The 23352-nt window shown below is 50.1% G+C and carries 18 protein-coding genes; 12 read left to right on the top strand and 6 right to left on the bottom strand.

The window, feature by feature from the left end:
- Nucleotides 1–195: 195 nt before the first annotated feature.
- Complete coding sequence (locus ABD880_RS17465; protein WP_345169043.1) at nt 196–1947, bottom strand: helix-hairpin-helix domain-containing protein; 1752 nt, start codon at nt 1945–1947, stop codon at nt 196–198.
- 936 nt (nt 1948–2883) lie between these two features.
- Between ABD880_RS17465 and ABD880_RS17460 the strand changes: the two genes are divergently transcribed.
- From ABD880_RS17460 to ABD880_RS17425, 8 genes are all read left to right on the top strand, one after another.
- Nucleotides 2884–3282, top strand: a complete 399-nt coding sequence (locus ABD880_RS17460) for a hypothetical protein (RefSeq protein ID WP_345169041.1) — start codon at nt 2884–2886, stop codon at nt 3280–3282.
- A 58-nt stretch (nt 3283–3340) separates the two neighbouring features.
- Nucleotides 3341–3745 (top strand): EVE domain-containing protein, encoded by a 405-nt coding sequence (locus tag ABD880_RS17455; protein ID WP_345169038.1) that lies wholly within the window; start codon nt 3341–3343, stop codon nt 3743–3745.
- Nucleotides 3746–3819: 74 nt separating this feature from the next.
- Entirely contained in the window at nt 3820–5358 is a 1539-nt protein-coding gene (locus tag ABD880_RS17450) for a hypothetical protein (RefSeq protein ID WP_345169036.1), read from the top strand.
- A 645-nt stretch (nt 5359–6003) separates the two neighbouring features.
- Nucleotides 6004–7005 (top strand): hypothetical protein, encoded by a 1002-nt coding sequence (locus ABD880_RS17445; RefSeq protein WP_345169033.1) that lies wholly within the window; start codon nt 6004–6006, stop codon nt 7003–7005.
- A 43-nt stretch (nt 7006–7048) separates the two neighbouring features.
- Entirely contained in the window at nt 7049–8566 is a 1518-nt protein-coding gene (locus ABD880_RS17440) for a hypothetical protein (protein ID WP_345169031.1), read from the top strand.
- Nucleotides 8567–8692: 126 nt separating this feature from the next.
- The gene (gene pyrR / locus ABD880_RS17435) at nt 8693–9262 is read left to right on the top strand and encodes a bifunctional pyr operon transcriptional regulator/uracil phosphoribosyltransferase PyrR (RefSeq protein WP_345169029.1); all 570 of its coding nucleotides are present in this window, start codon (nt 8693–8695) and stop codon (nt 9260–9262) included.
- Nucleotides 9249–10172, top strand: coding sequence for an aspartate carbamoyltransferase catalytic subunit (locus tag ABD880_RS17430; RefSeq protein WP_345169027.1), 924 nt, complete (start codon nt 9249–9251; stop codon nt 10170–10172). Before pyrR ends, ABD880_RS17430 begins: the two co-directional genes overlap by 14 nt.
- A gap of 184 nt (nt 10173–10356) precedes the next feature.
- On the top strand, nt 10357–10773 hold the full coding sequence (locus ABD880_RS17425; RefSeq protein WP_345169025.1) for an STAS/SEC14 domain-containing protein: 417 nt from the start codon (nt 10357–10359) through the stop codon (nt 10771–10773).
- 114 nt (nt 10774–10887) lie between these two features.
- Here ABD880_RS17425 and ABD880_RS17420 read toward each other — a convergent pair whose 3' ends face one another.
- Together ABD880_RS17420 and ABD880_RS17415 are read right to left on the bottom strand one after the other, a co-directional pair.
- Nucleotides 10888–12420 carry a TolC family protein gene (locus tag ABD880_RS17420; protein ID WP_345169023.1) on the bottom strand — a complete coding sequence of 511 codons (1533 nt, stop codon included), beginning with the start codon at nt 12418–12420 and terminating at the stop codon, nt 10888–10890.
- A 105-nt stretch (nt 12421–12525) separates the two neighbouring features.
- Nucleotides 12526–13815 carry an aminopeptidase P N-terminal domain-containing protein gene (locus tag ABD880_RS17415; RefSeq protein WP_345169021.1) on the bottom strand — a complete coding sequence of 430 codons (1290 nt, stop codon included), beginning with the start codon at nt 13813–13815 and terminating at the stop codon, nt 12526–12528.
- Nucleotides 13816–14285: 470 nt separating this feature from the next.
- Here ABD880_RS17415 and ABD880_RS17410 point away from each other — a divergent pair, with 470 nt between their 5' ends.
- On the top strand, nt 14286–15539 hold the full coding sequence (locus ABD880_RS17410) for a S8 family serine peptidase (RefSeq protein ID WP_345169019.1): 1254 nt from the start codon (nt 14286–14288) through the stop codon (nt 15537–15539).
- 69 nt (nt 15540–15608) lie between these two features.
- On the opposite strand, the gene ABD880_RS17405 is transcribed toward ABD880_RS17410, so the two are convergent.
- Both ABD880_RS17405 and ABD880_RS17400 read right to left on the bottom strand, forming a co-directional pair.
- Nucleotides 15609–17900 carry an energy transducer TonB gene (locus tag ABD880_RS17405; protein ID WP_345169018.1) on the bottom strand — a complete coding sequence of 764 codons (2292 nt, stop codon included), beginning with the start codon at nt 17898–17900 and terminating at the stop codon, nt 15609–15611.
- Nucleotides 17893–18270, bottom strand: coding sequence for a BlaI/MecI/CopY family transcriptional regulator (locus ABD880_RS17400; protein WP_345169016.1), 378 nt, complete (start codon nt 18268–18270; stop codon nt 17893–17895). Before ABD880_RS17400 ends, ABD880_RS17405 begins: the two co-directional genes overlap by 8 nt.
- A 219-nt stretch (nt 18271–18489) precedes the next feature.
- On the opposite strand from ABD880_RS17400, the gene ABD880_RS17395 reads away from it, so the two are divergent.
- The gene (locus tag ABD880_RS17395; RefSeq protein WP_345169014.1) at nt 18490–19617 is read left to right on the top strand and encodes a glycosyltransferase family 4 protein; all 1128 of its coding nucleotides are present in this window, start codon (nt 18490–18492) and stop codon (nt 19615–19617) included.
- Between the two features lie 104 nt (nt 19618–19721).
- Here the strand turns inward: ABD880_RS17395 and ABD880_RS17390 are convergent, their stop codons facing one another.
- Entirely contained in the window at nt 19722–20960 is a 1239-nt protein-coding gene (locus ABD880_RS17390) for a DUF2254 domain-containing protein (RefSeq protein WP_345169011.1), read from the bottom strand.
- A gap of 235 nt (nt 20961–21195) precedes the next feature.
- Between ABD880_RS17390 and ABD880_RS17385 the strand changes: the two genes are divergently transcribed.
- Nucleotides 21196–22437: a M16 family metallopeptidase gene (locus ABD880_RS17385; protein ID WP_345169008.1), complete on the top strand. Its 1242-nt coding sequence runs from the start codon at nt 21196–21198 to the stop codon at nt 22435–22437.
- Between the two features lie 170 nt (nt 22438–22607).
- Complete coding sequence (locus tag ABD880_RS17380; RefSeq protein WP_345169006.1) at nt 22608–23252, top strand: O-methyltransferase; 645 nt, start codon at nt 22608–22610, stop codon at nt 23250–23252.
- Nucleotides 23253–23352 lie beyond the last annotated feature (100 nt).

Here is a 23352-nt window from a genome sequence, read left to right as displayed (position 1 = left end):
ATATCCAGAAATGTATCCTTTCTTCTTTGTCATCCTGAAAGTGTACATCCCAGACCTATTCAGAGAAATCTTGGCACCAAACAATAGAGACGCTTGAGTTAACGCCACTACAGCCTGCCCACAAGATCTTTCCAAGATGACAATGAATGACTGAAGTTGTTGTGGCCTGTTTTGGGTTATTTACCCTGAAGTATCCTACGCAATCCCTTTCGCCTTTTTGCGCTCGGCAAAATATGCTGCTACTTCTTGCCGGCTTTTGGCATTGAACGTCATCTCTGGTGTGAGGCCGCCTTTGCGCCCTACCAAGACGCCGTAGCGCATGTCCTCATAGCCGCGCATGCTGTGGGCGTCTGGATTGATACTGAGCAGCACGTTCTGGCTGAGCGCATATTCTACCCAGCGCCAGTCAATGTCCAGGCGGCGCGGGTTGGCGTTAATCTCAATGATGACCCCATGTTGTGCGCAGGCGTCAATGACGGCTTTGTGATCAATGGGATAGCCTTCGCGGCGCAAGAGCAAGCGGCCCGTTGGGTGGCCCAGCATGGTGGTGTAGGGATTCTGAATGGCGTTGAGCAGACGATCAGTGGCTTTGACCACGTCCATCTTGAGGTTACTGTGAATAGAGGCCACAATAAAGTCAAAGGTACCTAGCACGGCGGGCTCATAGTCTAGAGAGCCATCTGCCAGAATATCAGACTCAATGCCCTTGAAGATTTTAAACGGACCCAGCTCTTGGTTTAGGCGGTCAATCTCCTGTTGCTGGGCCTGTACCCTAAACTCCTGCAAGCCGTTGGCATAAAACGCAGATTTAGAGTGGTCGCAGATGCCCAGGTACTCATAGCCTAGTTGCTTGCAATGCACGGCCATCTGCTCTAGCGTATGCGCGCCGTCTGAGTAGGTGCTGTGGTTATGCAGAATGCCTTTGAGGTCACGGTCTCGTACCAACGTGGGCAGTTTGTTTTCCTGGGCCAGTTCCAGCACGCGCAGGCTTTCGCGCAGTTCAGGGGCTACGTAGGCTAGGTTTACGCGCTGGAAAATTTCTTCTTCAGAGGCGGCTGGTTCTCCGTATGCTTCGCTCATGAGCGTGTCTCCGGCGCTGTTGAGCGGGTGCGTGAGCCACGCTGGATTAGTGGAATATAAAAGTACTTGATTCGCGAAGCGTCTTTCAGGCACCAACCTAACCTCTAGCTTCAAACCAGATTCCTCCAACAGACCTCGCCAGACAAATGGTCCCGAAATGGATTCAATGGGCGTTATGCCGGGCAACTCGTGCAGGAAGGCAGGCCAGGTACCGTCAGTCTTCAAGCAGATGAGGTAGTGCAGGGTGTCTATGGTCTCTACGTTGCGGCGCATATCACCTACCAGTTCGGCGGCGGTCGTTTCTGGCCTGTTTTTCAGGAATTGGAGTAAATCCAGGGCCAGCGGCTCGGCCTCGGCCCAGAGTAGTTTGCCTTTGCTGTCGTCTGAATATTGAAGCGCCTGCAGGATGGTCTCCTGCGTCTTTGCCCCGAAGCCCTTTAACTTAGACAGTTCATTCTTCTCGCAGGCTTCGCGCAGGGCCTCAGAGGTTTCTACGCCCAGGTCCTTCCAGATGGTGCGTATCTTCTTGGGCCCGATGCCCTTGATATTGAGCATCTTGACTACGCCCTCTGGCGTGGTTTCCAGCAAGCGGTTCAGGTCTGCGTGGGTGCCCGTCTGGATGGCTTCCATGATTTTGGCTGCCATTCCCTTGCCAATCCCGTCCAACTTCTCTAGTTGCGCCTGGCTCATCTGGTGGATGGGCGATTCCAGCCGCTCCAGCACTTGAATGGCGTTGGTGTAAGACCGTATCTTAAAGGGGTTCTCATCATGCAACTCCATCAAAGAGGCGGTCATCCTGAAAAGGCGAATAAGGTCTTTGTTCTCCACGGGATTTAGGTTGGTAAGGGACTCGGTAAAGTTACCCATTATTCGTTATTGGTTGTTCGTTGCTGGTTATTCGTTTTTAGCGTTTCAGGACGAATGATAGCCAGTCCTCCAACTAGCATCCGTTTTTGGCCTGTTTTCTGTAAAACAGGCCAAAAACGGAAGACCCTAGTTCCTTCTCCCTGAGGGAGAAGGTTAGGATGAGGGGGTTGGCGTTGGAGGCTATTTATCACTGGCGCGAGTCTCTAGACTCGTGACCACGGATGCCGGGTAGTCTCCGGACTACCCTCGCGGGCACCGCGAAAAAGACACGCGTTGCCGTTTAGTGCTGGCTAGGCTCTAAATGCGTCATCATCCCCCTACCCCTCCCGCAACGAGTCCAGGAACTTCGACTTCAAAGGGGGACGATACGCGTGTTTGTTTGTAGAGATCAGGCATCGGCTTGTCTCTGACGCATGACCAATCCTCCCCCCAACCCCTCTCCCTGATGAGAGGGGCTTTCAACCAACCTCTTCCGGATTTGCAATCCGGAAGAGCGAAAGGGGGATTTGCAATCCCCTACGAATTGCGGGTTGTGGCAGGCGGATTGCAAATCCGCTTCTCAGTAGTTCGGGATTGCAAATCCCGAACAGCTAGGTCTAGTAATGCAACCCCCCCCTTCGCTCCCCTCAAGGGGTGAATCTGCGGCTGGAAACGCCCTTGGCACAGAGACGCTCGTTTGGGTAATCCTTAAGGGTAGAATCTGCAAATGAGACGGCATTGGCGCAGACGCTCGCAGGTCCTGCCGGACGCTACGAGGTCTTTTGAGTGAAAGGTGATGCGTTTCAGGCTGCCATGAAAGGATGCAATAAACACTGTGCTTTGGTCATTGTTCAATACTCCCTCGTCCTAAGTCAATGCGCACGCATCATTATTCATTAATTCCTATCTTGTGGCTGTAATTGAAGAAGCGTGCACGGTGACGCAACCTATCTCCCTATGAAAAACCTTTCCTTGCTTTGTTTGTTGGCAGTGGCATTGATGGCGGCCAAATGTGGTTCTGGCCCCGCGTTTCCGAAAGAAGTGTACGGCCAAACCTGGCTGTATTCCTATGAAGAAGACTCGGCAGATGTACGCACCTACCGGCCCAATACGTTTGATTTTCCGGCGTCTAGGGGGCGCACCGGCTTTATGATAAAAGAAGACGGCACGTTCATCAACTACGCCATTGCCCCCACAGACGGACTGGAGGAACAGCCCGGCACGTGGGCCGCGCAGAGCAAGAACATTCTCAACGTTCAATTAGAGGTAGCGCCCGGCAAGACACACACCATTGAGATTGTTTCGGCAACGCCCGCGGTGCTTAAAATCAAACGCAGATCCTCTGAGGAGCAGTAGTCTAATTTCCTTTTTCACTTTTTTTCTGGCATCTAGCTAGGTGCCTGTTTTTACCTTTATGAAGTACTGGTTAGTAAAGTCTGAACCCGATAAATACGCTTGGTCAGATTTAGAGCGAGATGGTCACACCACCTGGGACGGCGTGCGTAATTTTCAGGCGCGCAACAACTTACAGCAGATGCAAGTAGGAGACTTAGTGATGTATTACCACAGCGTCTCTGAGAAGGCCATTGTGGGCGTGGCCAAAGTTGCCAAAGAAGCCTACCAAGACCCCACCACGCCAGAAACGCAATGGGTAGCCGTGACACTGTCCCCCGAAAAAGCCTTAGCCCGAAAGGTCACGCTGGAGCAGATAAAAAAAGACGAGCGCCTGCAGCAGATTGGGCTGTTGCGCCAGTCGCGGCTGTCAGTAATGCCTTTGAGCGCAGAAGAATTTGACATGCTGTTGGCCATGGGCAATTAAGCCGTACGGGACGCAACATTCAGCATGTTTTTTTCAAGTGTTTTTTGTAAATTAAACAGAAAAACAGCACGCCTATGTCTTTGTCTACACACTTGAAGCAGTTGGGTTGCCTTATTGTTATTTGTTTAGGCACAGACATGGGCGCGGTTGCGCAGCAGAAGGAAAAAGGCCCAGAAAAGCCCAAGGCCCCAGAACAGACATTGCGGGCAGAGATTGAAAGCAACTCCTTTGAGGAAGAGCACCTGGTACACCCTCTGCCAGACAGCTCTCTCATGGTAGTCACCCTAGATAAGCATTCCTGGTTTACCAAGAGCAAACTCAAATTCACACGCTACAGCAAAAACCTCACTCCTCTCTGGACCAAAGAAGAAGACCACAAAGAAGGCACAGACTTTCATAAAATCACATCAGACGGCGTGCATACGTTTTTGCTGTTCACCACCCGGGAGCGCAAGAAACTGTTCCTCTACAAAGTCAACAACCGCACCGGCGAGGTCACCCACTCTAACCACACGCTGCCCAATCCCTACATTTATGTAAGAGAGATAGCAGCTAGCCAGGGCAACGTGTTTCTGTCTGCGGTAGAAGACTATAAGATCAACATTCTATTGATGGACCCCGCCGTGGAAGAATGCCGCATCCTGCCGGCCGTGTTTGGCCAGGAAGAGGATTTGGGCGAATTCAGGGTGGACACGCTCACCAAGGCTGCCGAGTTCCTGGTCTCTGAGACCAATAACTACCGCTCCCGCGTGCAGGTAAAGCGCATGAGCCCCAAAGGAGATGTGCTGGGCACCTATTTTCTGCCACCGCGCATTGACTTCAGCACCGAGACCAACATCCAGGACGGCCGCCTCACGCCCGGCGACACGCTCTCCAAACTGGTCCTGGGAACGTACGGGTACCGGGAGACCACCTTTGCCCGGGGCTTGTACAGCAGTGACCTGGCCGGCAACGTCAAGTTTTACGATTTTAGTAAGCTGGACCGGTTTTTTGACCATTTCTCACTTCGGCAGCAGCGGCGCATGAAAGCTAAGTTTGCCCGCCGTGAACGGCAAGGCAAACCACTGGTATTGCGGTACCGTCTGCTCCTCCATCCCATCATGCCCCACCCGCAGGGCTACGCCTTGGTAGGCGAAGTCTATTACCCGCAGTACCGGCAGAATTTTTACTACAACAATTTTGACCCACGGTACAACACTCCTAGCACTCCGCGCCGCAACTATGACGGGTTTAGGTTTACCCATGCTATTGTCTGCGTCTTTGACAAAGACGGCAACCTGCTCTGGGACAACAATTACAAACTAGAAGGCAAAACGTACGCAGAGCTGGCACCCACGGTAGAGGCAGGCGTGACCCCAGACGGGCAGATAGCCTTGATTTATCCAGATGATGATGAGCTCAAGTTCAAGCGGCTGATCCAAGGTGTCTCCCTTACCAATAATGAGGAGTTTGAAGTGCGCGTACAGGACACAGATGAGAAGCGCGTAGACAGCAACTCAGAAGGCGTGGTGCATTGGTACGGCGGCAACTTCATCGCCTTCGGGTTTCAGCGCATACGCCCAAAGTCAGGCAAAGCCCGCACGGTCTTTGTCTTGCAGAACCTGGCATTTTAAGTATATTAATGCCATAGAAACAGGCTTCCATCTCCTCTTTAATAGTTAAATTTCTAGAAGCAAAGACCATTCTATTCTACATTTAATATCATATCCATTCGTTTTTCATTATTCATGTCCCTTACCTTTTCAATTGCCCCCAGAAGATTAACCACTTTATTTTTGTGCTTACTAAGCCTAGGTTCGGTTGCTACTGCACGCCAAAAAGACAAAGAAAGGCCAACACCTCCAAACCAGAGTCTAAGGTTAGAATTGCCTAGAAGCTCATCAGACTACTCGCACTCTGTTCTTCCATTACTAGACAGCGCTTTGTTAGTCATCACAAAAAACAGGGAGGTAGAAATTGGCAAGAATGAGATTCTCCTCACCAAGTACAACCATATTTTAAAGCCCATTTGGGAAACAAAGGCCCCTCAGCCCAATGGTTCCAAACTTATATTTAAGGAAAACGAAAAAGGCAGAGCCTACCTCCTTTTCAAAACATCAATATCTGACACTAAGCTCCTGCTTTATCAGATAGACACGTATACGGGCTCCTTTATTCTATCAGAGCATTTTCTACACTCACCGTATGCTACGGTCAGAGAAATGAAGGTATTAGGGGGACAGGTCTTTTTAAGCGCCTTGGATAAGGAAGGACTAAGCATGCTTCACTTAAACCCTAAGGAATCAGAGATAAGGATTCTGCCGGCGGTAAAGGGCAAAGCAAAAAACCTGGGCGAGTTCAGGGTAGACACGCTCAACAAGACATTGGAGCTTTCAGTGTTAGAAACTAAAGGCACTAACACAAGATTACTCACTAGGTTTGTTTCTGCCCAGGGTGACATGCTAGGTGGTTACTACCTTCAACCTAAAGAATTGCCCACGCCCAATCAGTTGCTTCGGCCAGCCAGGTTGACGCCAGGGCCAACCTCCCAGAAATTGTTCTTGGGTAGCTATAGCTACGACGTAGATGAGTTTGCGCAAGGACTGTACAGCATAAATCTACAGGGTGAGATGAAATACTATGACTTTGGCAAGCTGAGCCATTTTTATGAATACCGATCCTCCCTGGCAACATCTCTGCGCATGAAAGCTAGGGCCTTACGAAAAGAAGCCAAAGGAAACGCTCCAATAAAACAGTACCGAATGTTCTTTCACCATGTACTTCCTCATCCACAAGGGTATGCGCTCATTGGAGAATTGTTTGAACCTATTACCGAAGTAGAATATGGGCGTAGTGAAACTTCTATCAGATCTGGGTTTAAGCAATTGTCAGTTCACGCATTTGTCTGCGTCTTTGATGCCAACGGAACCTTGCTATGGGACAACTCTTTCAAGCTAACTCATAACAAAAAGCTGGTTTCCACTTATGCATGGGATAATAGTCCCATCATACACAAGGCCATCTCTCCAGAAGGCGACGTCATTATGGCGTATATGAAGGACAGTGAAATCTTCTACAAGGTACTTCAGGCCAAAAGCTCATCCTCAGACAGAATCCCAATACAATTACCTAAAGCAACTGACAAACGGATGACCAGCTCCCAGGAAGACATACAGCACTGGTACGGCACCAATTTTATAACCTATGGTTTCCAGAGAATCAGCTCCAAGCAAGAACCGTCGCGCACCGTATTCTATCTGCAACAGGTAGCCTTTAAGTAACAATCTAACCTTGCGACCATTTATGCCCAAAGGCTTTCACCAAATGTTGAGACAGCTTGCCTTCCCGTTTCTATTCATTCTTTTGGCATTGCCAGCACTTTGCCTGGCAAATGGCGATAATAAGCCAAGTTCGCCCAACCAAAGCCTGAGAATAGAGCTCCCCAGCAACTCCTTTGATTATACCCATTCTGTATTGCCATTGCAGGACAGCGCCTTGCTGCTCGTCACTAAGAAGCGCGAGGTAGAAGTAGGCAAGAACGATATCATCTTCACTAAGTATGACCGCCAATTGAAATCTGATTGGGAAACCAAAGCCCTACAGCTAAATAACACCAGGCTATTATTTTTAACTGAAGAAAAAGGCTTTGCTTACCTTTTGTTTGACAACTTATTATCAAACACCCATCTTATACTTTATCAGATTGATACTAAAACAGGGAGTATTAAAATATCAGATCATTCTTTGGGTTCATCTTCTGCACATATTAGAGATATACAGGTCTTAGAAGGTCATCTCTTTTTAAATGCTTTTTATAAAGGAGTATTGACTACGCTAATTTTATATCCACAGGAATCAGAGATAAGAATTCTGCCAGTGGTGATGGGTTTAGCAAAAAACCTAGGAGAATTTAGGGTAGATACACTCAATAAATCCTTGGAACTTCTGTGGTCTGAATCACAAGGCACCAGCGCAAGGTTAACAACCAGGTTTATTTCTGCGCAAGGTGACATGTTGGGCGGTTATTATATTAATCCTAAGCCAGTTCCTATACCTGGACAACTGCTCTGGCCTGCCAGGATTTCACCTGGTCTTACTACCCAGAAATTATTTTTGGGCATGTATGGCTATAAGACAGATGAGTATGTGCAAGGAATCTACAGTATTAATCTACAAGGCGAGATGAGGTATTTTGACTTTGGCAAACTAAGACATTTTTATGAATACCGGTCCTCCCCGGCGGCGGCCCTACGTATGAAATCTAGGGCATTGCGTAATGAAGCAAAAGGCAAAGCACCTATAAAACAAAACCGAATAACCCTGGACAAGATTCAACCACACCCTCAGGGCTATGCGCTAGTGGGCGTACTATATAAGTCAATGTACAAAACTGAAACTCAAGAAGAAAAGAGTGGTTTTCTTCTTGCCCAAACCACTCGTACTACTAAACACAAGATTATTCACAAGTATCAACATGCCATTGCTTGTGTGTTTGATTATAACGGTAACTTGCTCTGGGACAACTCATACAAACTTACCAACAATTCAAGGTCAAACTTTGGGCTAGGAGTAAAAACCGCCATTACGCCAGAAGGCAATATAATCATGACGTATATAAAGGATAGCGAAATCTTTTATAAGATAGTACAGCCTACTAGTTCCTCTTCAAACAAAGTCATACTTCAACTACATAATACAGCTGAGAAACGAGTGATTAGTTCCCAAGAAGACATCCAGCATTGGTATGGCTGCAATTTCATCGCCTTCGGGTTCCAGAGAATCAACTCTAAGACAGGACCGTCGCGCACCGTATTCTATTTGCAACAGGTAGCCTTTGAGTAACCAATTACTTCTCTTGGCAGGAAAGGAACCATTACAATAGCATCCCACTATTTTTCCTGACAAGAAATACACCCTCAGATAGGTGCTACAAACCGGAAGTGTTTATCTTTGCCCAAAACCCGGACTATGCACAAACGTCTCATTGTTCCGCACGCTCTGTTTCAAATCATGATCCGGCGCCTGGCGCACCAACTGATTGAGACCCATCGTGACTTCTCCAACTCCGTGATTCTGGGCCTGCAGCCCCGCGGCATTTTTGTGGCAGACCGCCTGCAAACCACCCTTCAAGACATTCTGGGCGTGACCGTGCAGACGGGCTACCTGGACATCACGTTTCACCGCGACGACTTCAGACGCCGCTCTACGCCCCTGGCGCCCAATGCCACCAAGGTAGAATTCTCCTTAGAAGGCAAGCGCGTGATTCTGGTAGATGACGTTTTGTACACCGGTCGCTCCGTGCGCGCTGCCCTGGATGCCATGATTTCTTACGGACGACCTGCCCAGGTAGAACTGCTGGTCTTAATTGACCGCCAATACACCAGAGACCTGCCGGTAGAAGCCACGTATGTGGGCCAGAAAGTCAACTCCCTGCACTCGCAGCGGGTAGAAGTGGCCTGGCAAGGAACAGACTCAGAACAGGACGCCATCTGGCTATTGACCAAAACCCCAGACCAAGAATCCCATGCAACAGCTTAGCGTCCGGCACCTGTTGGGTATCAAGGACATCACCGAGCAGGACATCCAGTTGATTTTTGAAACGGCAGACCAGTTCAAGGAAGTTTTAAACCGCCCCATCAAAAAAGTACCCTCGCTCAGGGACGTCACCATTGCCAACGTCTTCTTTGAGAACTCTACCCGCACGCGACTTTCGTTTGAGCTGGCAGAGAAACGACTGTCAGCGGATGTGATCAACTTCTCGGCCTCGGGCAGCTCTGTCAAGAAAGGCGAAACCCTGCTGGACACCGTCAACAACATTCTGGCCATGAAGGTAGACATGATTGTGATGCGGCACAGCAGTCCCGGCGCGCCCCATTTCCTGTCCCGTAAGATCAACGCCAACATAGTCAACGCCGGCGACGGCACGCATGAGCACCCCACCCAGGCCTTGCTAGACGCTTTCTCCATCAGGGAGAAACTGGGACAGGTGGCCGGGAAGAAAATAGCCATCATAGGCGACATCATGCACTCGCGCGTGGCGCTCTCCAACATCTTCGCCTTACAAAAGCTAGGCGCCGAGGTAGCCGTCTGCGGACCGCCTACCCTGCTACCCAAGTACATTGGTGATCTGGGCGTGAAGATCTTCTGGAACGTGCAGGAAGCCTTACAATGGTGCGACGTGGCCAACGTGCTGCGCATCCAGCTGGAGAGGCAGACCGGCAAGCTGTTCCCGTCCTTACGTGAGTACGCCCTGTATTTTGGCATCAATAAGAAGATGCTGGACGACTTGAACAAAGAGATTGTCTTAATGCACCCCGGCCCTATCAACCGCGGCGTGGAACTGACCTCAGACGCGGCAGACTCACCGCACTCCATCATCCTGGACCAAGTAGAAAACGGCGTAGCCATCCGGATGGCGGTCTTGTATCTATTGGCTAGCCGCGGCTAGTAAGGTTGTCTTTATATCCTTGCCGTTTTTGGCCTGATTTGCGCAAATCAGGCCAAAAACGGCATTTTCATTTCCTTTAAAAGGGCCGCAAATATTTAATTCCAAATAAGGAACCAACGCCCCCGCCAGAAGCGTCTCTCAGGTACTATTTCAACTCATCAGATTTAATAGAAGGCGTTTCTATATGACCCAAGAACTCGTGAATCCTTTCGGGAAGGTGTACCTCACCATTAAAAAGGATACGGACAATAAGCTACTTTACGTGAACTGGATTGGGTATTTGACAGAGGAGAACGTAAAAACCGGCGCTCTGGCTTATACCAAAACGTTACAGGAGGCTGGCTATAACTGCGTTTTAAATGATACCCGCTCCATTGTAGGCTCTTGGAACCATTCCATGGACTGGGTGATTAATGACTGGGCCCCGTCTGCCGCCAAAGCCGGTCTTAAGCGCATTGCCATGCTGGCCAGCCCTGCCAGCTTCGCAGAATCATCGGCAGACACGTTTATCAATGAACTGACCGTCTTTGAAGCCAAGTGTTTTGACAACATAAGGACCGCCGAAGAATGGTTAACGGAGCTATCTACTTCTCTCAATTGATAGCAGCATATAGCAGTAAACGAAGAAGCCTGGGCAGCAATTAAACGCTACCCAGGCTTCTTCGTTTTTGGCCTTTTTTCTGGAAAACAGGCCAAAAACAGCCGGTTCTACTTTTTAAATAGGCAATGGCAAGGTGAGGGGCTGGTTCATCTCAAAGTCATACAGGGTCTGCAAACGCAGGTTGTAGTAGGCGTTCCAGAAGTTGCGCAGAGAGCCCACGTACCCGCGCCTGGCCGAGTCCCTTTCTGAGGAGGCCTGATTCAGCTCCAGTAGGTTGATCTTCTCATTGAGGTAGCGTTCTTTGGCTCCCTGGAACCTACGCTCGGCTAGTTCATTGGCCCGGTAGGCCACCTTCATCTGCTCGCGTAGCATCTTAAACCGTTTTACCTGCAAGTACACGTCCTGGTCAAAGTTGACTTGCTGCTGCTCCAGGTTGGCCTTGACCAGTTTCTGGTTGGCGCGCGCAGTACCTAGTTTTGATTTGGTGCGTCCCCAGTCCATGATGGGCACGCTAAGGCCAATGCGCACGCGCTGTTGCTCAGAGGGGTCGCGGTAGGCTTCCAGCACTTCTTTAGATTGTTGCGTGAGTCCGTACTGGAGGAAAAGGTTGGCGTTGAGACCGGCGTCGCCTTCGGCGCGGGCGCGGTTCCGCTCGGCCTCCAGTTCTTCGCGCTTGAGAGAAATCATGCGCGCGCGGTTCTGCCTGGCCTGGGTCAAGGCCATTTCTTCGTCTACCTCAAACTGTGGGATAACGTCTGGGGTGGTGAGCCGGATGGGGCTGTCATCGGTGAGGCCCAGATATACCTTTAGCCGAAGGGCGCTTATCTCCATGTCCAGCTTGGCCTGTTCCAGACTCTGCTGTGAGGTCAAGAGGCTCAGCTCTAGCTGCATCAGCTCATTTTCGCCAATTCGGTTTTCATTAAAACGCACCTGTCCCAGTTTGAACAGTGTGTCATTGTTGGCTACGTTCTTCTGGGCAATGTCAAAACTCAACTGGTTCTGTAGCAGGGAGAAATACAGGTCTGTGGCGCGCACGGAGATGTCTTCCATGTCTTCCCAGAAATCACGCTTGGCTTCTTCAAAGCGCAGGGGCTCAATCTTGCGGTCCCACTTGAGGCCGTTGTAAGAGAAAAGCGGCTGACTGAAGGTGATGTTGGCGGGGTTAGAGGCGTAAGACTTGCCACCTGCGGCCGCCATAAAATCATCTATGCGCTGTAAATAGGAGTTCACAGAAACCACGCCGCCCGTCCAGCCAATGTTCTGGCTCAAGGCCAACTGCGCCGAAGACGTGGAAATGTCCCGTTGCCTGAACTGCAAACTACCGTCTGGCTGCAAAACAGGGTCAATGCTTTTGGTATAGTCTGGCAGCGTGGCGTGCAGCATGAGTTGCGGCAGGTAGTTGCTCTTGAATGTCTGGTACTGCCAGGTACGGTTTTCTAGAGAGGTGACGGCCTGCTGGTAACTGGGTGATTGTTCCTTGGCCATGCGTACTACCTCTACTAGACTATAGCGGCGGGTGTTGGGGTCCTCCTCTTCTACGGGCAGGGATTTTCTCTTCTTTTGGGCTTGCGCGCCAGCTGCCAGGAACAGCAAGGCTAGCAAAAACACCCACGGCATAGCGTCTCCGCTGGTCGCTACTTTTTTCACAAGTTGGTAATGGTAATCTGGTACGCTATTAATTTCTAATAAAAGGATGGCTTGCCGTTTTTAGCCTGTTTTTCAGGAATCAGGCCAAAAACGGCAAACTTGAGGTTAAGCTTTCATTTCACGCTCAATGTCCTCTAGCTCCAACGGGATGTTGGCCATCAAATCCTCGGCGCCGCCACTGGTGATCAAGAAATCATTCTCCAGGCGTATGCCCAGGCCTTCTTCCCTGATGTAGATGCCCGGCTCACAGGTAAAGACCATGCCCGCCTCAAACGGCCGGTACTTGTCCCCTACGTCATGCACGTCTAAGCCCAGAAAGTGTGAGGTGCCGTGCGGGAAGTATTTCTTGTAGAGCGGCGCATCGGGGTTCTGGTTGTGCACATCGTTCTCATTGAGCAGGTCCAGTTTGATGAGCTCGTTCTCCATCACCTTTCCTACAAACTTGTGGTACTGGCCCAGGGTATTGCCGGGCACCAGCATCTGCTTGGCGGTGTTCATGACGTGAAGGACGGCATTGTAGACATCGGCCTGGCGCTTGGTGAACGTGCCGTTCACGGGAATAGAGCGGGTCAAGTCTGCCGCATAGTTGGCATACTCTGCTCCGAAGTCCATTAAAAGCACATCACCGTCTTTGCACTCTCTAAAGTTATCCACGTAGTGCAGGATGCAGGCATTAGCCCCCGAGGCGATGATGGACCCATAGGCCGGTCCGCGGGAACGGTTGCGCAGGAACTCATGGGCAATCTCGGCTTCAATCTCATACTCCATCACGCCCGGCTTCACAAACTTGAGCAGGCGCCGGAAGGCTTTCTCGGTGATGTTGCAGGCCATGCGCATCATCTCAATCTCACGGGGCTGTTTAATGGAGCGCAGGTAGTGCAGGTGCGGCGTGCTACGGCAGTAGTTGTGCAGCGGGAACCGCTCTTTTATCTTTTTGATGAAACGGGCGTCTCTGGTCTCTACTTCAATGACGGCGCGCAGGTGCTCGTTGGAGTTGAGGTAAACGTTCTCGGCGTAGGCCATCAAGGAATTGAGGATAGAGTCAAACTCATGCGTCCAGTAGACGGTTTCAATGCCAGAGACTTCGCGGGCTTGTTCTTTGGTGAGCTTGTAGCCTTCCCAGGTGAGGATGTGGTCGTTGGTCTCCCGGATGAACAGAACCTCCTGCAGGCGCGGCTCGCGGGCGTCTGGAAACAGGATGACTACGCTTTCTTCCTGGTCAATGCCAGAGAGCCACAGCAGGTCATTGTTCTGCCGGAAGGGCATGGTACCGTCTGCGTTGGTGGGCATGACGTCATTGGAATGGAAAACCGCCAGGGAATGGGGCTTCATGTACTCGGTAAACTTTTTACGGTTGTGAATGAAGAGGTCTTTCCCGAGGGCTTCGTATTTCATGGCGTTGCGGTTTGTTGGTAGAGCTTAGTCAAAACAGTTTCCGGTTTTAGGCTGTTTTCTGGAAAACAACGTAAAAACGGCCCGGTCTTGACGGCTTAAATGTAGGATATAATACGCTAATTTGCAGGCTTACGCGCCTGTATAAATATTTAACGGTGGGCAATTGCACTATAGTATTTTTTTTCTGGCTCTTTGCCATTTGCACCCTGCCACCTAGCCGGGCCACGGCGCAAAACCGTTATTGGGTAAGCTTCCAAGACAAACCCGCCGTTGGTAACATAGAGGCGAATTTTATTAGTCCTGCCGCCCAAAAGCAACGCCTACAACTAGGTCTGCCTGTCTCCCAAATTTCTGACGCGCCTGTTTCAGAGGCTTATCTGGATAGCTTGGTTTTAACGGGGGTACAGATAACCGCAGTCTCTAAATGGCTGAACGCCGCCGCCGTAGATGCAACAACGTGTCAAGTAAAAATGCTAAGGCAGAAATGCTTTGTACAAGACGTCAATCCTATCACCGGTTATTTTAAGGGAACTGCCGTTACTGCTTCAGCTAAAAAAGACGAGGCCACGGCCGTGCTCACCCAAATCAACGCCCAGAAATTCAGGGAAATGGGCCTGAACGGCAAGGGCGTGAAGATTGGCGTGATAGACGTGGGCTTTTACGAGGCACCCAAACAAGCCAGCCTTAGAAAGCTGTTCAACCAAGACCAGGTGCTGGGCTACCGCGACTTTGTGAACCCCTCGGCCGGCAAGCCTTATGCCACCAAAGAATCTTTCCTTGACAACCACGGCACCATGGTGCTAGAATGCCTGGCCGGCTACAATCCCAAACAGAACCTGCAGCTGGGCCTGGCCACCGAGGCCGAGTATTACCTGGCCCGCACTGACCATGGCAGCCGGGAAAACCGGTTGGAGGAAGAGCACTTTGTGCGGGCCTTAGAATGGCTGGATAGTCTGGGCGTGCGCTTGGTGAATTCGTCCTTGGGCTACGGAACCGGCTTTGATAAGGCAGAAGAGAATTACCGACCCGAGCAGATGGACGGCAGTAGTTTCATTGCCCGCGCCGCGCAGATGGCCGTGCTGGAGAAAGGCATGTGTCTGGTGATTTCGGCGGGGAACGACGGGGCTAAGAAAAGCTGGCAAGTCTTGAACACACCCGCAGATGCGCCTGGCGTGCTTACTGTAGGTGCTACGGATTACAACGCCTGGGTTAAGCAAGGCTACAGCGGCATCGGGCCAAGTTTCTTACCATATACCAAACCTGACTTGGCTTGTTTCTCCGCCTTCGGGACGTCTTTCACTACACCGGTCATCACGGGTCTGGCGGCTTGCCTTTTACAGGTGAATCCCTATCTGTCTGCCCAGCAACTTACTCGTTTGCTCCAGAGAAGTGGGCATCTGTACCCGCACGGCAACAACTACATTGGATATGGCGTCCCAAACGCTGAAAAAGCCATACAATTTGCTAAAGATTCTACGACAGTTTTTCCTGAACCCACCATTATGAAAGCCACTGGAGACCAGTTCTCCTTTAAGCGGCCCAAAGACTGGCAGGTGGCGGGCAAGGGAGGCATTGTGTTGTTTAGGAAGAAGTCCCCTACGCAGGTCATTACCCAGCAACGGCTGTCAGTGCGCACCAGTATTCTCTTGCTCAAACGCATGGCCGATGAAACGCATACCACCATCCAGTTTGGTGAGAACGTCTTAGAAGTAGTGTGGGAATAAAAAATCCGTTTTCGGCCTGATTTCTGGAAAACAGCCCAAAAACGGACTTTGGTTTATTAATGGTGGAGGCTATTTCTTAGGTTCTATTCTAAAGGGAATGGTATACTTCACAGAAACTGCCTTCCCGTTTTGCCTGCCAGGCTCCCATTTGGGCATTGCCTGTAAAACCCGTAAGAACTCTTTATCTACGCTTGGGTGTAATTTTTTAAGAAGTAATGGCTTGGTTACCTCGCCATTAGCAGCCACTACAAAAGAGGCCACCAAGGTTCCTTCCATGTTTCCTGCATCTACAGGGAGATTGAATGCTTCCTGCATGTACCGATACATTGCCTCCTGTCCACCTGCAAAGCTGGGCATCTGCTCCACCGCTACAAATACCTTCTCTTCTTCTACCGTTACTGTCACTGGTTTAGAGTCTTGTGTAATTGTATTTTCCTTTCCCACCTCTTTGAGAGGCGCACCAGAGGACCTGCCATTAACGGTTATTTCAGTTTTTGTAACTGCCGTCTCATTAGCCCTCTTGGCCACTATTCTGATAGGAACAAGATACTGGACTGGCACCTGCTTGCCTTCTGATTCGCCGGGGGTAAAGGCAGGCAACTCATTAAGTACCCGCTTCAATTCCTGGTCTATGCTAGGTGACAAACTTTGCGCAATTTCTACTCTGTCCACCTCACCAGTTGCTGAAATCACAAAGGCACCCATCACTGTTCCTTCTATTTGGGATTGTTGAGCCGCTAATGGTATTCTAAATCTGCGCTCTAAGAACTTTCTCATAGCAACCATTCCTCCTGGGAATTGTGGTAACTTGTTCGTAGATAAATAAATTTTCTCCCCGGTATTCGTAGTCCTTTTTGGCATGTTCATTACAGGTGAAGCTTTTTTCTCCAAGTCCTTAGTAGCCACTTTTTGGGATGAGGGGTAATACACCATTACTATTGCAGGAATCAAATTAGTGTTTCCTTCCTTTGTGCTTTCTTTGGCTGGGTCCTCTGCTTGCGTGGTAGTCACCTTGGTTTTTTGTTGCAGGCTTGCCTCAGCGCCCTCAACCCCTATAAAATTTCCGCTGACCTGGGTAACAGTTAATGTCTCTACAGACTCAACTGCTTTTCCGTCTTTCTGGGCAGGTGCCCACGCCGGCATTTGCTGTACTAATTTCTCTAGTTGCTTTTGCACCGCCGCCTTTACTTCTGGCGTGTTGGGGCTCAGATCGAGGCTTGCGGTTTTACGGTAGACCGGCGTGCCGTCTTTCTGAATTGCCACCTCAACAACTGCCGTCACCTTCACAAAATCATTGGGACTCTTTCTCTGCTGGAACGCTACTTCTGGCAACATGAAATTACTTTTCACGAAAGTGCTCAAGGCGTCTGGGCCACCCGGAAACACGGCGGCCGTTTCTTTAACCTTGGCCGCTACCTGGCTTGTTTCTTCAGGGGTTGCAGGTTCTACCGCCTGCACGGGGCGTGTGGCCGCAATGGCCACCAAAAGAATAGCTACCGTAGGCACTACCAACAATAACCGACTGAGTCTTGGGGACTGATGTAATTTTTTCATCATCTTTATTCTGGTTAGGGTGAGAGATTGATTAAGGAAGAAGTAACTACCTAAGGGAAAATCTGAGGTTCTTAGTACCTGCTTGACTAGCAAGGAAGAATAATCACTGGCTCCGGCGTCTTTGGCCACGTGGGCATCGGCTATGAACTCATGGGTTTGTTCCAAGGCCTTTTTGTAGAGCACCAGTAGCGGATTGAACCAGAAAAGAATGCCAGCCAGAGATACTAGCAGAATGTCTAGGGAGTGCCGCTGGTGTATGTGCACCTGCTCATGTTGTAGAATGCGCTGGGTTTCTTGCGGGGTAAGCTTCTGGCTGTTATCAAAGAAGACATATCGCCAGAAGGAAAAGGTAGGGAGTTTGCCATGGGTAAGAATGACGGGCACGTTCTCCGGAAGATAGAAAGCAGGGCCAGTTTGTTTAGCAAAGCGTCTAAGGCGACCAAGTTGTGTCAGTAACCGTACAGCGCAGAACAAAGCTCCTACTCCATATGCCAAGTACAACAATAGCCAATAGTCAAACTGCTTTGTTGGTTTTTCAAGAGCGGGAGCAATCGCTATGGAGAGGTCTGTGATTTCTGTCTGGTCCAATGCAGGTAAAATCATCTCCTGCTCTTGCGGGGCAGGCCACACATTAATTCCCGGAAGCCTGGTGAGCGGCACCGTAAACGCCAGCAACAAGGAGGCCAGCAGGTAAAGCCGGTTAAACTGAAAGGAAGTCTCACGTCTAAGCACCAGCGCAAAGAAGAGGTACAACAGAACAAGGCCTATGCTTGATTCTAACAGGTACTGGAGCAGGGCCTCATTCATCTTCCTTCTTGTTTATGTCTTGTTTCACGTGCTTCAGCATTTCCTCCAACTCCTGTATGTCCATGTTCTCTTCCTTGGCGAAGAAGGACACCAGACGCTTGAAGGACCCGCCAAAGTAGCCGCTCATAAAGTTCTTGAGGTAGAAATGGCGGTACTCATCCTTTTCTACCAATGGAAAATACTCGTGCGTCTTGCCATAGGCGGTATAAGACACAAAGCCCTTCTTCTCCAGAATCCTGACGATGGTAGAGACGGTGTTGTAGGCGGGCTTGGGCTCGGGCAGTTGGTCCAAGACGTCTTTCACAAACCCTTTTTTTAAATCCCAGAGCACCTGCATGACCTGCTCCTCGGCCTTGGTTAGTTCTTTCATAGTGGCTAGCATTGATTACAAGGATGAATGTAAAACTAAATACTTAGTTTTCAAACTAAAGTTTTAGTTTATTTAAAATAATCTAGCGTCCCTCCCTAATTCACCAAGAAAAGGCGTCATGAACTGCATAGCACTCTCTACACTTACAGAAGTATCAAGTAGTACTTAACATAGGATAATTTGCTACCCGACGGTATTTTCCTCAATTTTGCCGATAGCATGAAAATAGGATTTGACGCCAAGCGTGCCTTTACCAATACCTCGGGTTTGGGCAATTATAGCCGGTTTGTGGTTTCTGGAATGATGACATTCTACCCGCAGGACGAGTATGCCTTGTTCACGCCCAAGCAGAAGGACCTGTTCAAAGGCTTCTTCCCAAAGGTGGCCAAAACACAAATAATCCAGCCCGACGGTCTGGGCAAGCGGGTCTCATCTCTATGGCGGACGTTCGGCTTGCGGTCGGCGCTGGTCAAACACGGCGTGCAAGTCTACCACGGCCTCAGCAATGAACTACCCTACGGCCTGGACACCAACCAAACCAAGCTGGTGGTCACCATCCATGATTTGATTTTCCTGCGCTTCCCGGAGTTGTACCCTACCATTGACCGCTACATCTATAAGAAGAAGTTCAAGGCGGCCTGTGACGCGGCCCACCAGATTGTGGCCATCAGTGAGCAGACCGCTCTGGATTTGCAGGAATTCTTTGGCGTACCGCAAGAAAAGATAAAAGTGGTCTACCAGGACTGCGACCCCGTTTTTCACCTGATTTCCGGAAAAGAGGCCCAAAACGCCGTCCAGCAGAAATACCAACTGCCCAGCCAGTACATTCTGTGCGTGGGCACCTTGGAGCGACGTAAAAACCAACTGCACCTGCTCAAGGCCTGGCATGCGGCTGGCGCTCAAATTCCGTTGGCGTTTATTGGGCGCAAGACGGAGTATTACAAAGAGATGGAGGCGTTCATCACCCAGCATCACTTACAAGACAAAGTGCTGTTTTTGCCCTACATTCCGTTCCAAGAATTGCCTATCATTTACCAACTGGCCACGTTGTTTGTGTACCCCTCGGTGTTTGAGGGCTTCGGGATACCAATTGTGGAGGCCTTGAACAGCGGCGTGCCTGTGATTACGTCTACCGGTTCTTGTTTTGCAGAGGCCGGCGGTGTTGCCAGCCGGTATGTTTCGCCCACAGACGTAGAGGCGCTTTCGCAGGCCATACAGGACGTTTTGGCCAGTGCAGGCTTGCAGAAGGAGATGGTGAAAAAAGGCTTGGAACACGCGCAGACGTTTCGGCCAGAAGTGACTATTCCCGCTTTGCACCAGGTTTATGAGCAGGTGCTAGAGCGCTAATAGCCAGTTTCTGATTATTAAATCTGCTGTTAGGCTGGAGTTTCTTCGCGCTTTTCTAAAGGGTGTGCAATCTATAGCGCATCCTCCTTAATCAGTATTTGATCTCAGGTTCTCTCTCCTATTTTTTGCTGAACTTGCGCTAAGAAAGCCTGAATGCAGGCTATGTTCTCTTGGCTGGCCGTCTGGCTTTGCAATTGCCGTAAAAGTCTTTCCATTTCTAGCTGCAGAATCCGGTCTTCGTGGCCATAGTCCCAGATGGGCAGGAGCGTCTCCTCAAAAATTTCCTCAAAATGCTTCTCCTTGATAAAAACCCTGGCATCGCCGTCTGCGTCTGGCAGGGTCTGGATGGGATAATGCCCTACCTGAAAGGCCAACAGGTCTACCACCGCCTGCAAGCTTAACACCGCCGTGCCGGGGTCGTTTACGCCCGGGCTCAAGGCTTTTAAGGCTACTTCTACCAATTGCCGGTAGCCATAGTAGGCGCTTATCTGAATGGACTCACTTCTGTAGAATTCAACTAATAATCTTAATTCCTTTTCCTGCTCCTTTGTGACAGACTTAGGGGCGTGCACTTTCAAAAATGGAACTCCTTGCAATACATAGGCGCTCACCGGAAACAGGAAAGCCACTTGCCAATGGTTCTGAGCGCATAGACGCAACAAGGCTTTGTGATTAAACCCTTGGTAATAGCCAGACGCAGTAGCCCTTACCTCATAACCATCCATGAAAGCAAGCATGGCATTCTTGGGAATTTCTTCCAAAGGGAAAAGCTCTTCTAGGCGGCGCCTAGTCTGCTTGTGGATGCGGTCAATGATAGTGTCATACTTTACGGACTGCGTGATGTAGTGCAAAAAATAGATAAATAGGAAAATATCAACCACGGTTAAGAGGATAAGCAAATACACGCTCAAGGCCGGCACCAGCACGCCAGAGTCAATGTCCCGGATGGTACTCAGCAAGAAGAGCGCGTAGACAATGGTACCAATGTAAAAGCCCAGTACCCACTGCTGAAACCGGTTGCCTATCATGCTGTCCAGCACGCGGTTGCTCATATTGGAGGCCGCCTGGTTGAGCAGAATCATCACCATGGAGAAGCTAAACACCGTGAGCGACAAAATACCCGCCGCAATGGTGGCGGCAATGGTACGGGCCGTGCTGGCGTCTTTCAGGGTAAGAAAGTCCCACCGGCTTTTCACAGATTTGCCATACTCAGAAAAGTCTATGTTGAGCATAACGTAAGAGATCAGCAAAAACACCAGGGCAATCACTGCCGGGTAAAAGGCAATGCTGGTCACTACCTGTGTATAATATCTCCGAATATACGTGCGTATTTTTTCTGTCATACCCCTGTGTATACGGTCAAACCTGCTGGGGTTAAAAGACACCGCTTGTACTCAAGCCGTTTTCGGCCTGTTTTCCAGAAAACAAGTCAAAAACGCTTTTGTCCCATTTGCCTTAATTCGTAATTCGTAATTCCTGATTCCTAAATGATTCCTCCGTACCTTTGCAGGCTACTTGCCAGAGGATGAAAACAAACCATTGGCGGGCAGGTTTATCCCTAGATAAAACAGATTGACTTTGACCAAGCTACCTGATTACCATATTCATACCTTACCAAACGGCATACGTGTGTTGCACAAGCAGGTGCCGCATACCAAGATTGCCCACTGCGGCTTTATGATGGACATCGGCTCTAGAGATGAGCTACCCCATGAGCTGGGGCTGGCGCATTTCTGGGAGCACATGGCCTTTAAAGGCACCCAGAAACGGAAGTCGTTTCATATTCTCAATCGCTTGGAGAGCGTGGGCGGCGAACTGAACGCCTACACCACTAAAGAGAAGATAAGCTTCTACGCCTCGGTGTTGGAGAACCACTTTGAGAAGGCCTTTGAACTGCTCACGGACATCACCTTCAACTCCACCTTCCCCACCAAGGAGATTGAGAAAGAGCGCGGCGTGATTCTGGAGGAAATGGCCATGTACCTGGACACGCCAGAAGACGCCATCATTGACGAGTTTGACAGCGTAGTCTTCAAAGACCACTCCCTGGGCAACAACATTCTGGGCACACGGGAGAGCGTGAGCGGTTTCCAGCGCGAAGACTTCCAGGCCTTCATTAAACGCAACCTGAGCACCGACAAGCTGGTGTTCTGCTCGGTGAGCAACTGGCCGTTTGAGAAGGTGTTGAAGATGGCCAACAAATACCTGGGTGAGATTCCTACCCAGACCAGAAACCGGGAGCGCACGCCGTTCACGGGCTACCAGGCGCAGACGCTGGTGTCTGAGAAGCCTATCCAGCAGGCGCACTGCATCATTGGCTGTCCGGCGTATTCTTTGGTAGACAAACGCCGCCTCACCTTCTTCACGCTGGTGAACATTCTGGGCGGCCCCGGCATGAACTCCCGCCTGAACATGGGCGTGCGCGAAAAGTACGGCCTGGTCTATTCCATTGATGCCAACTACTCCACCTATGTGGACACCGGCATGTTCGGGATTTACTTCGGGACAGAGAAAAAGCAGTTGAAGCGCACCATTGGCCTGGTCTTGAAGGAGTTGAAGCAATTGCGTGAGAAACCAATGGGCTCCGTACAGCTGCACACCGCCAAGCAACAGTTGATGGGCCAGCTGGCCATGGCCGAGGAAAGCAACATGGGCCTCATGATGATGATGGGCAAGAGCATCCTGGACCTGGACACCATTGAGACCCTCAACGAAATCTTCGACCAGATCAAGAAGATTGAAGCCAAGGACCTGCTGGACATCGCCAACGACACGTTCAGAGAGGATAACCTGAGTTTCTTGCAGTACATCCCGAGCTAAAGCTCGGCAGTTAGAAATTCAAAATTAGAAATTAGAAATGGGTGGTTGCATAAACCTTGAACCCAATCGTTTTTGGCCTGTTTTCACAAAATCAGGCCAAAAACGCTTTCTTTCCTTTTTCTACTTTTGCCATTTCTAATTTCTAATTTTGAATTTCTAATTGACCAAAAATGGAATTTTTGGACGCTGATTTGCAAGCCTACGCCGAGGCGCACACTTCGCCAGAGTCTGACCTGTTGCGCAAGCTGAACCGAGAGACGCATTTGAACGTCATGAAGCCGCGCATGCTGTCCGGGCACTTGCAGGGACGGGTGTTGGCTATGATTTCACAGATGATGCGGCCTAGACGGATTCTGGAGATTGGCACCTATACTGGCTACTCAGCCCTATGTTTAGCCGAAGGTCTAGCAGAAGATGGTATTCTTCACACCATTGACGTGAATGATGAGCTGGAGGAAATGGTGCGTAGCTACATAACAGAAGCAGACCTAGACCAGAAGATTCAGGTGCACATCGGGCAGGCGGCAGACGTCATTCCCACGCTGGAAGAAACCTGGGACCTGGTCTTCATTGACGCCGACAAGAAAAGCAACGCGCTGTATTATGAGATGGTCTTGGACAAAGTACGGCCGGGCGGTTTCATCTTGGCAGACAACGTGTTATGGAGCGGCAAGGTGGTAGAGAAGTTTAGGCCAAAGCTGGACAAGGACACTGAGATGGTGCTGGATTTCAATCAGTTGGTGCACCAGGACCCGCGCGTAGAGAACCTGTTGCTGCCTATTAGAGACGGCATCTTGGTGGCCCGCAAAAAGTAAATTTTCCCGTTGTGGATAACTGGGTGGAAAAATTTTACCGCCCGGTTCTTTCCTTTCCCCTCCCAAAATCGCCTACTTTGTAGCCGGAGCCTGCCTTGCA

This window comes from Nibribacter koreensis (genome assembly GCF_039541795.1).
Lineage (GTDB): Bacteria > Bacteroidota > Bacteroidia > Cytophagales > Hymenobacteraceae > Nibribacter > Nibribacter koreensis.
This window is presented reverse-complemented; position numbering and strand designations above follow the sequence as displayed.

What these genes read in the sequence shown, in the direction of transcription:
- ABD880_RS17405 (WP_345169018.1), bottom strand. Translation starts at nt 17,900, where the DNA reads ATGAATGAGGCCCTGCTCCAGTACCTGTTAGAATCAAGCATAGGCCTT.
- ABD880_RS17425 (WP_345169025.1), top strand. Translation starts at nt 10,357, where the DNA reads ATGACCCAAGAACTCGTGAATCCTTTCGGGAAGGTGTACCTCACCATT.
- ABD880_RS17450 (WP_345169036.1), top strand. Translation starts at nt 3,820, where the DNA reads ATGTCTTTGTCTACACACTTGAAGCAGTTGGGTTGCCTTATTGTTATT.
- ABD880_RS17460 (WP_345169041.1), top strand. Translation starts at nt 2,884, where the DNA reads ATGAAAAACCTTTCCTTGCTTTGTTTGTTGGCAGTGGCATTGATGGCG.
- ABD880_RS17430 (WP_345169027.1), top strand. Translation starts at nt 9,249, where the DNA reads ATGCAACAGCTTAGCGTCCGGCACCTGTTGGGTATCAAGGACATCACC.
- ABD880_RS17445 (WP_345169033.1), top strand. Translation starts at nt 6,004, where the DNA reads ATGCTTCACTTAAACCCTAAGGAATCAGAGATAAGGATTCTGCCGGCG.
- ABD880_RS17410 (WP_345169019.1), top strand. Translation starts at nt 14,286, where the DNA reads ATGCTAAGGCAGAAATGCTTTGTACAAGACGTCAATCCTATCACCGGT.
- ABD880_RS17415 (WP_345169021.1), bottom strand. Translation starts at nt 13,815, where the DNA reads ATGAAATACGAAGCCCTCGGGAAAGACCTCTTCATTCACAACCGTAAA.
- ABD880_RS17440 (WP_345169031.1), top strand. Translation starts at nt 7,049, where the DNA reads ATGTTGAGACAGCTTGCCTTCCCGTTTCTATTCATTCTTTTGGCATTG.
- ABD880_RS17455 (WP_345169038.1), top strand. Translation starts at nt 3,341, where the DNA reads ATGAAGTACTGGTTAGTAAAGTCTGAACCCGATAAATACGCTTGGTCA.
- ABD880_RS17465 (WP_345169043.1), bottom strand. Translation starts at nt 1,947, where the DNA reads ATGGGTAACTTTACCGAGTCCCTTACCAACCTAAATCCCGTGGAGAAC.
- ABD880_RS17380 (WP_345169006.1), top strand. Translation starts at nt 22,608, where the DNA reads ATGGAATTTTTGGACGCTGATTTGCAAGCCTACGCCGAGGCGCACACT.
- ABD880_RS17390 (WP_345169011.1), bottom strand. Translation starts at nt 20,960, where the DNA reads ATGACAGAAAAAATACGCACGTATATTCGGAGATATTATACACAGGTA.
- ABD880_RS17400 (WP_345169016.1), bottom strand. Translation starts at nt 18,270, where the DNA reads ATGAAAGAACTAACCAAGGCCGAGGAGCAGGTCATGCAGGTGCTCTGG.
- ABD880_RS17395 (WP_345169014.1), top strand. Translation starts at nt 18,490, where the DNA reads ATGAAAATAGGATTTGACGCCAAGCGTGCCTTTACCAATACCTCGGGT.
- pyrR (WP_345169029.1), top strand. Translation starts at nt 8,693, where the DNA reads ATGCACAAACGTCTCATTGTTCCGCACGCTCTGTTTCAAATCATGATC.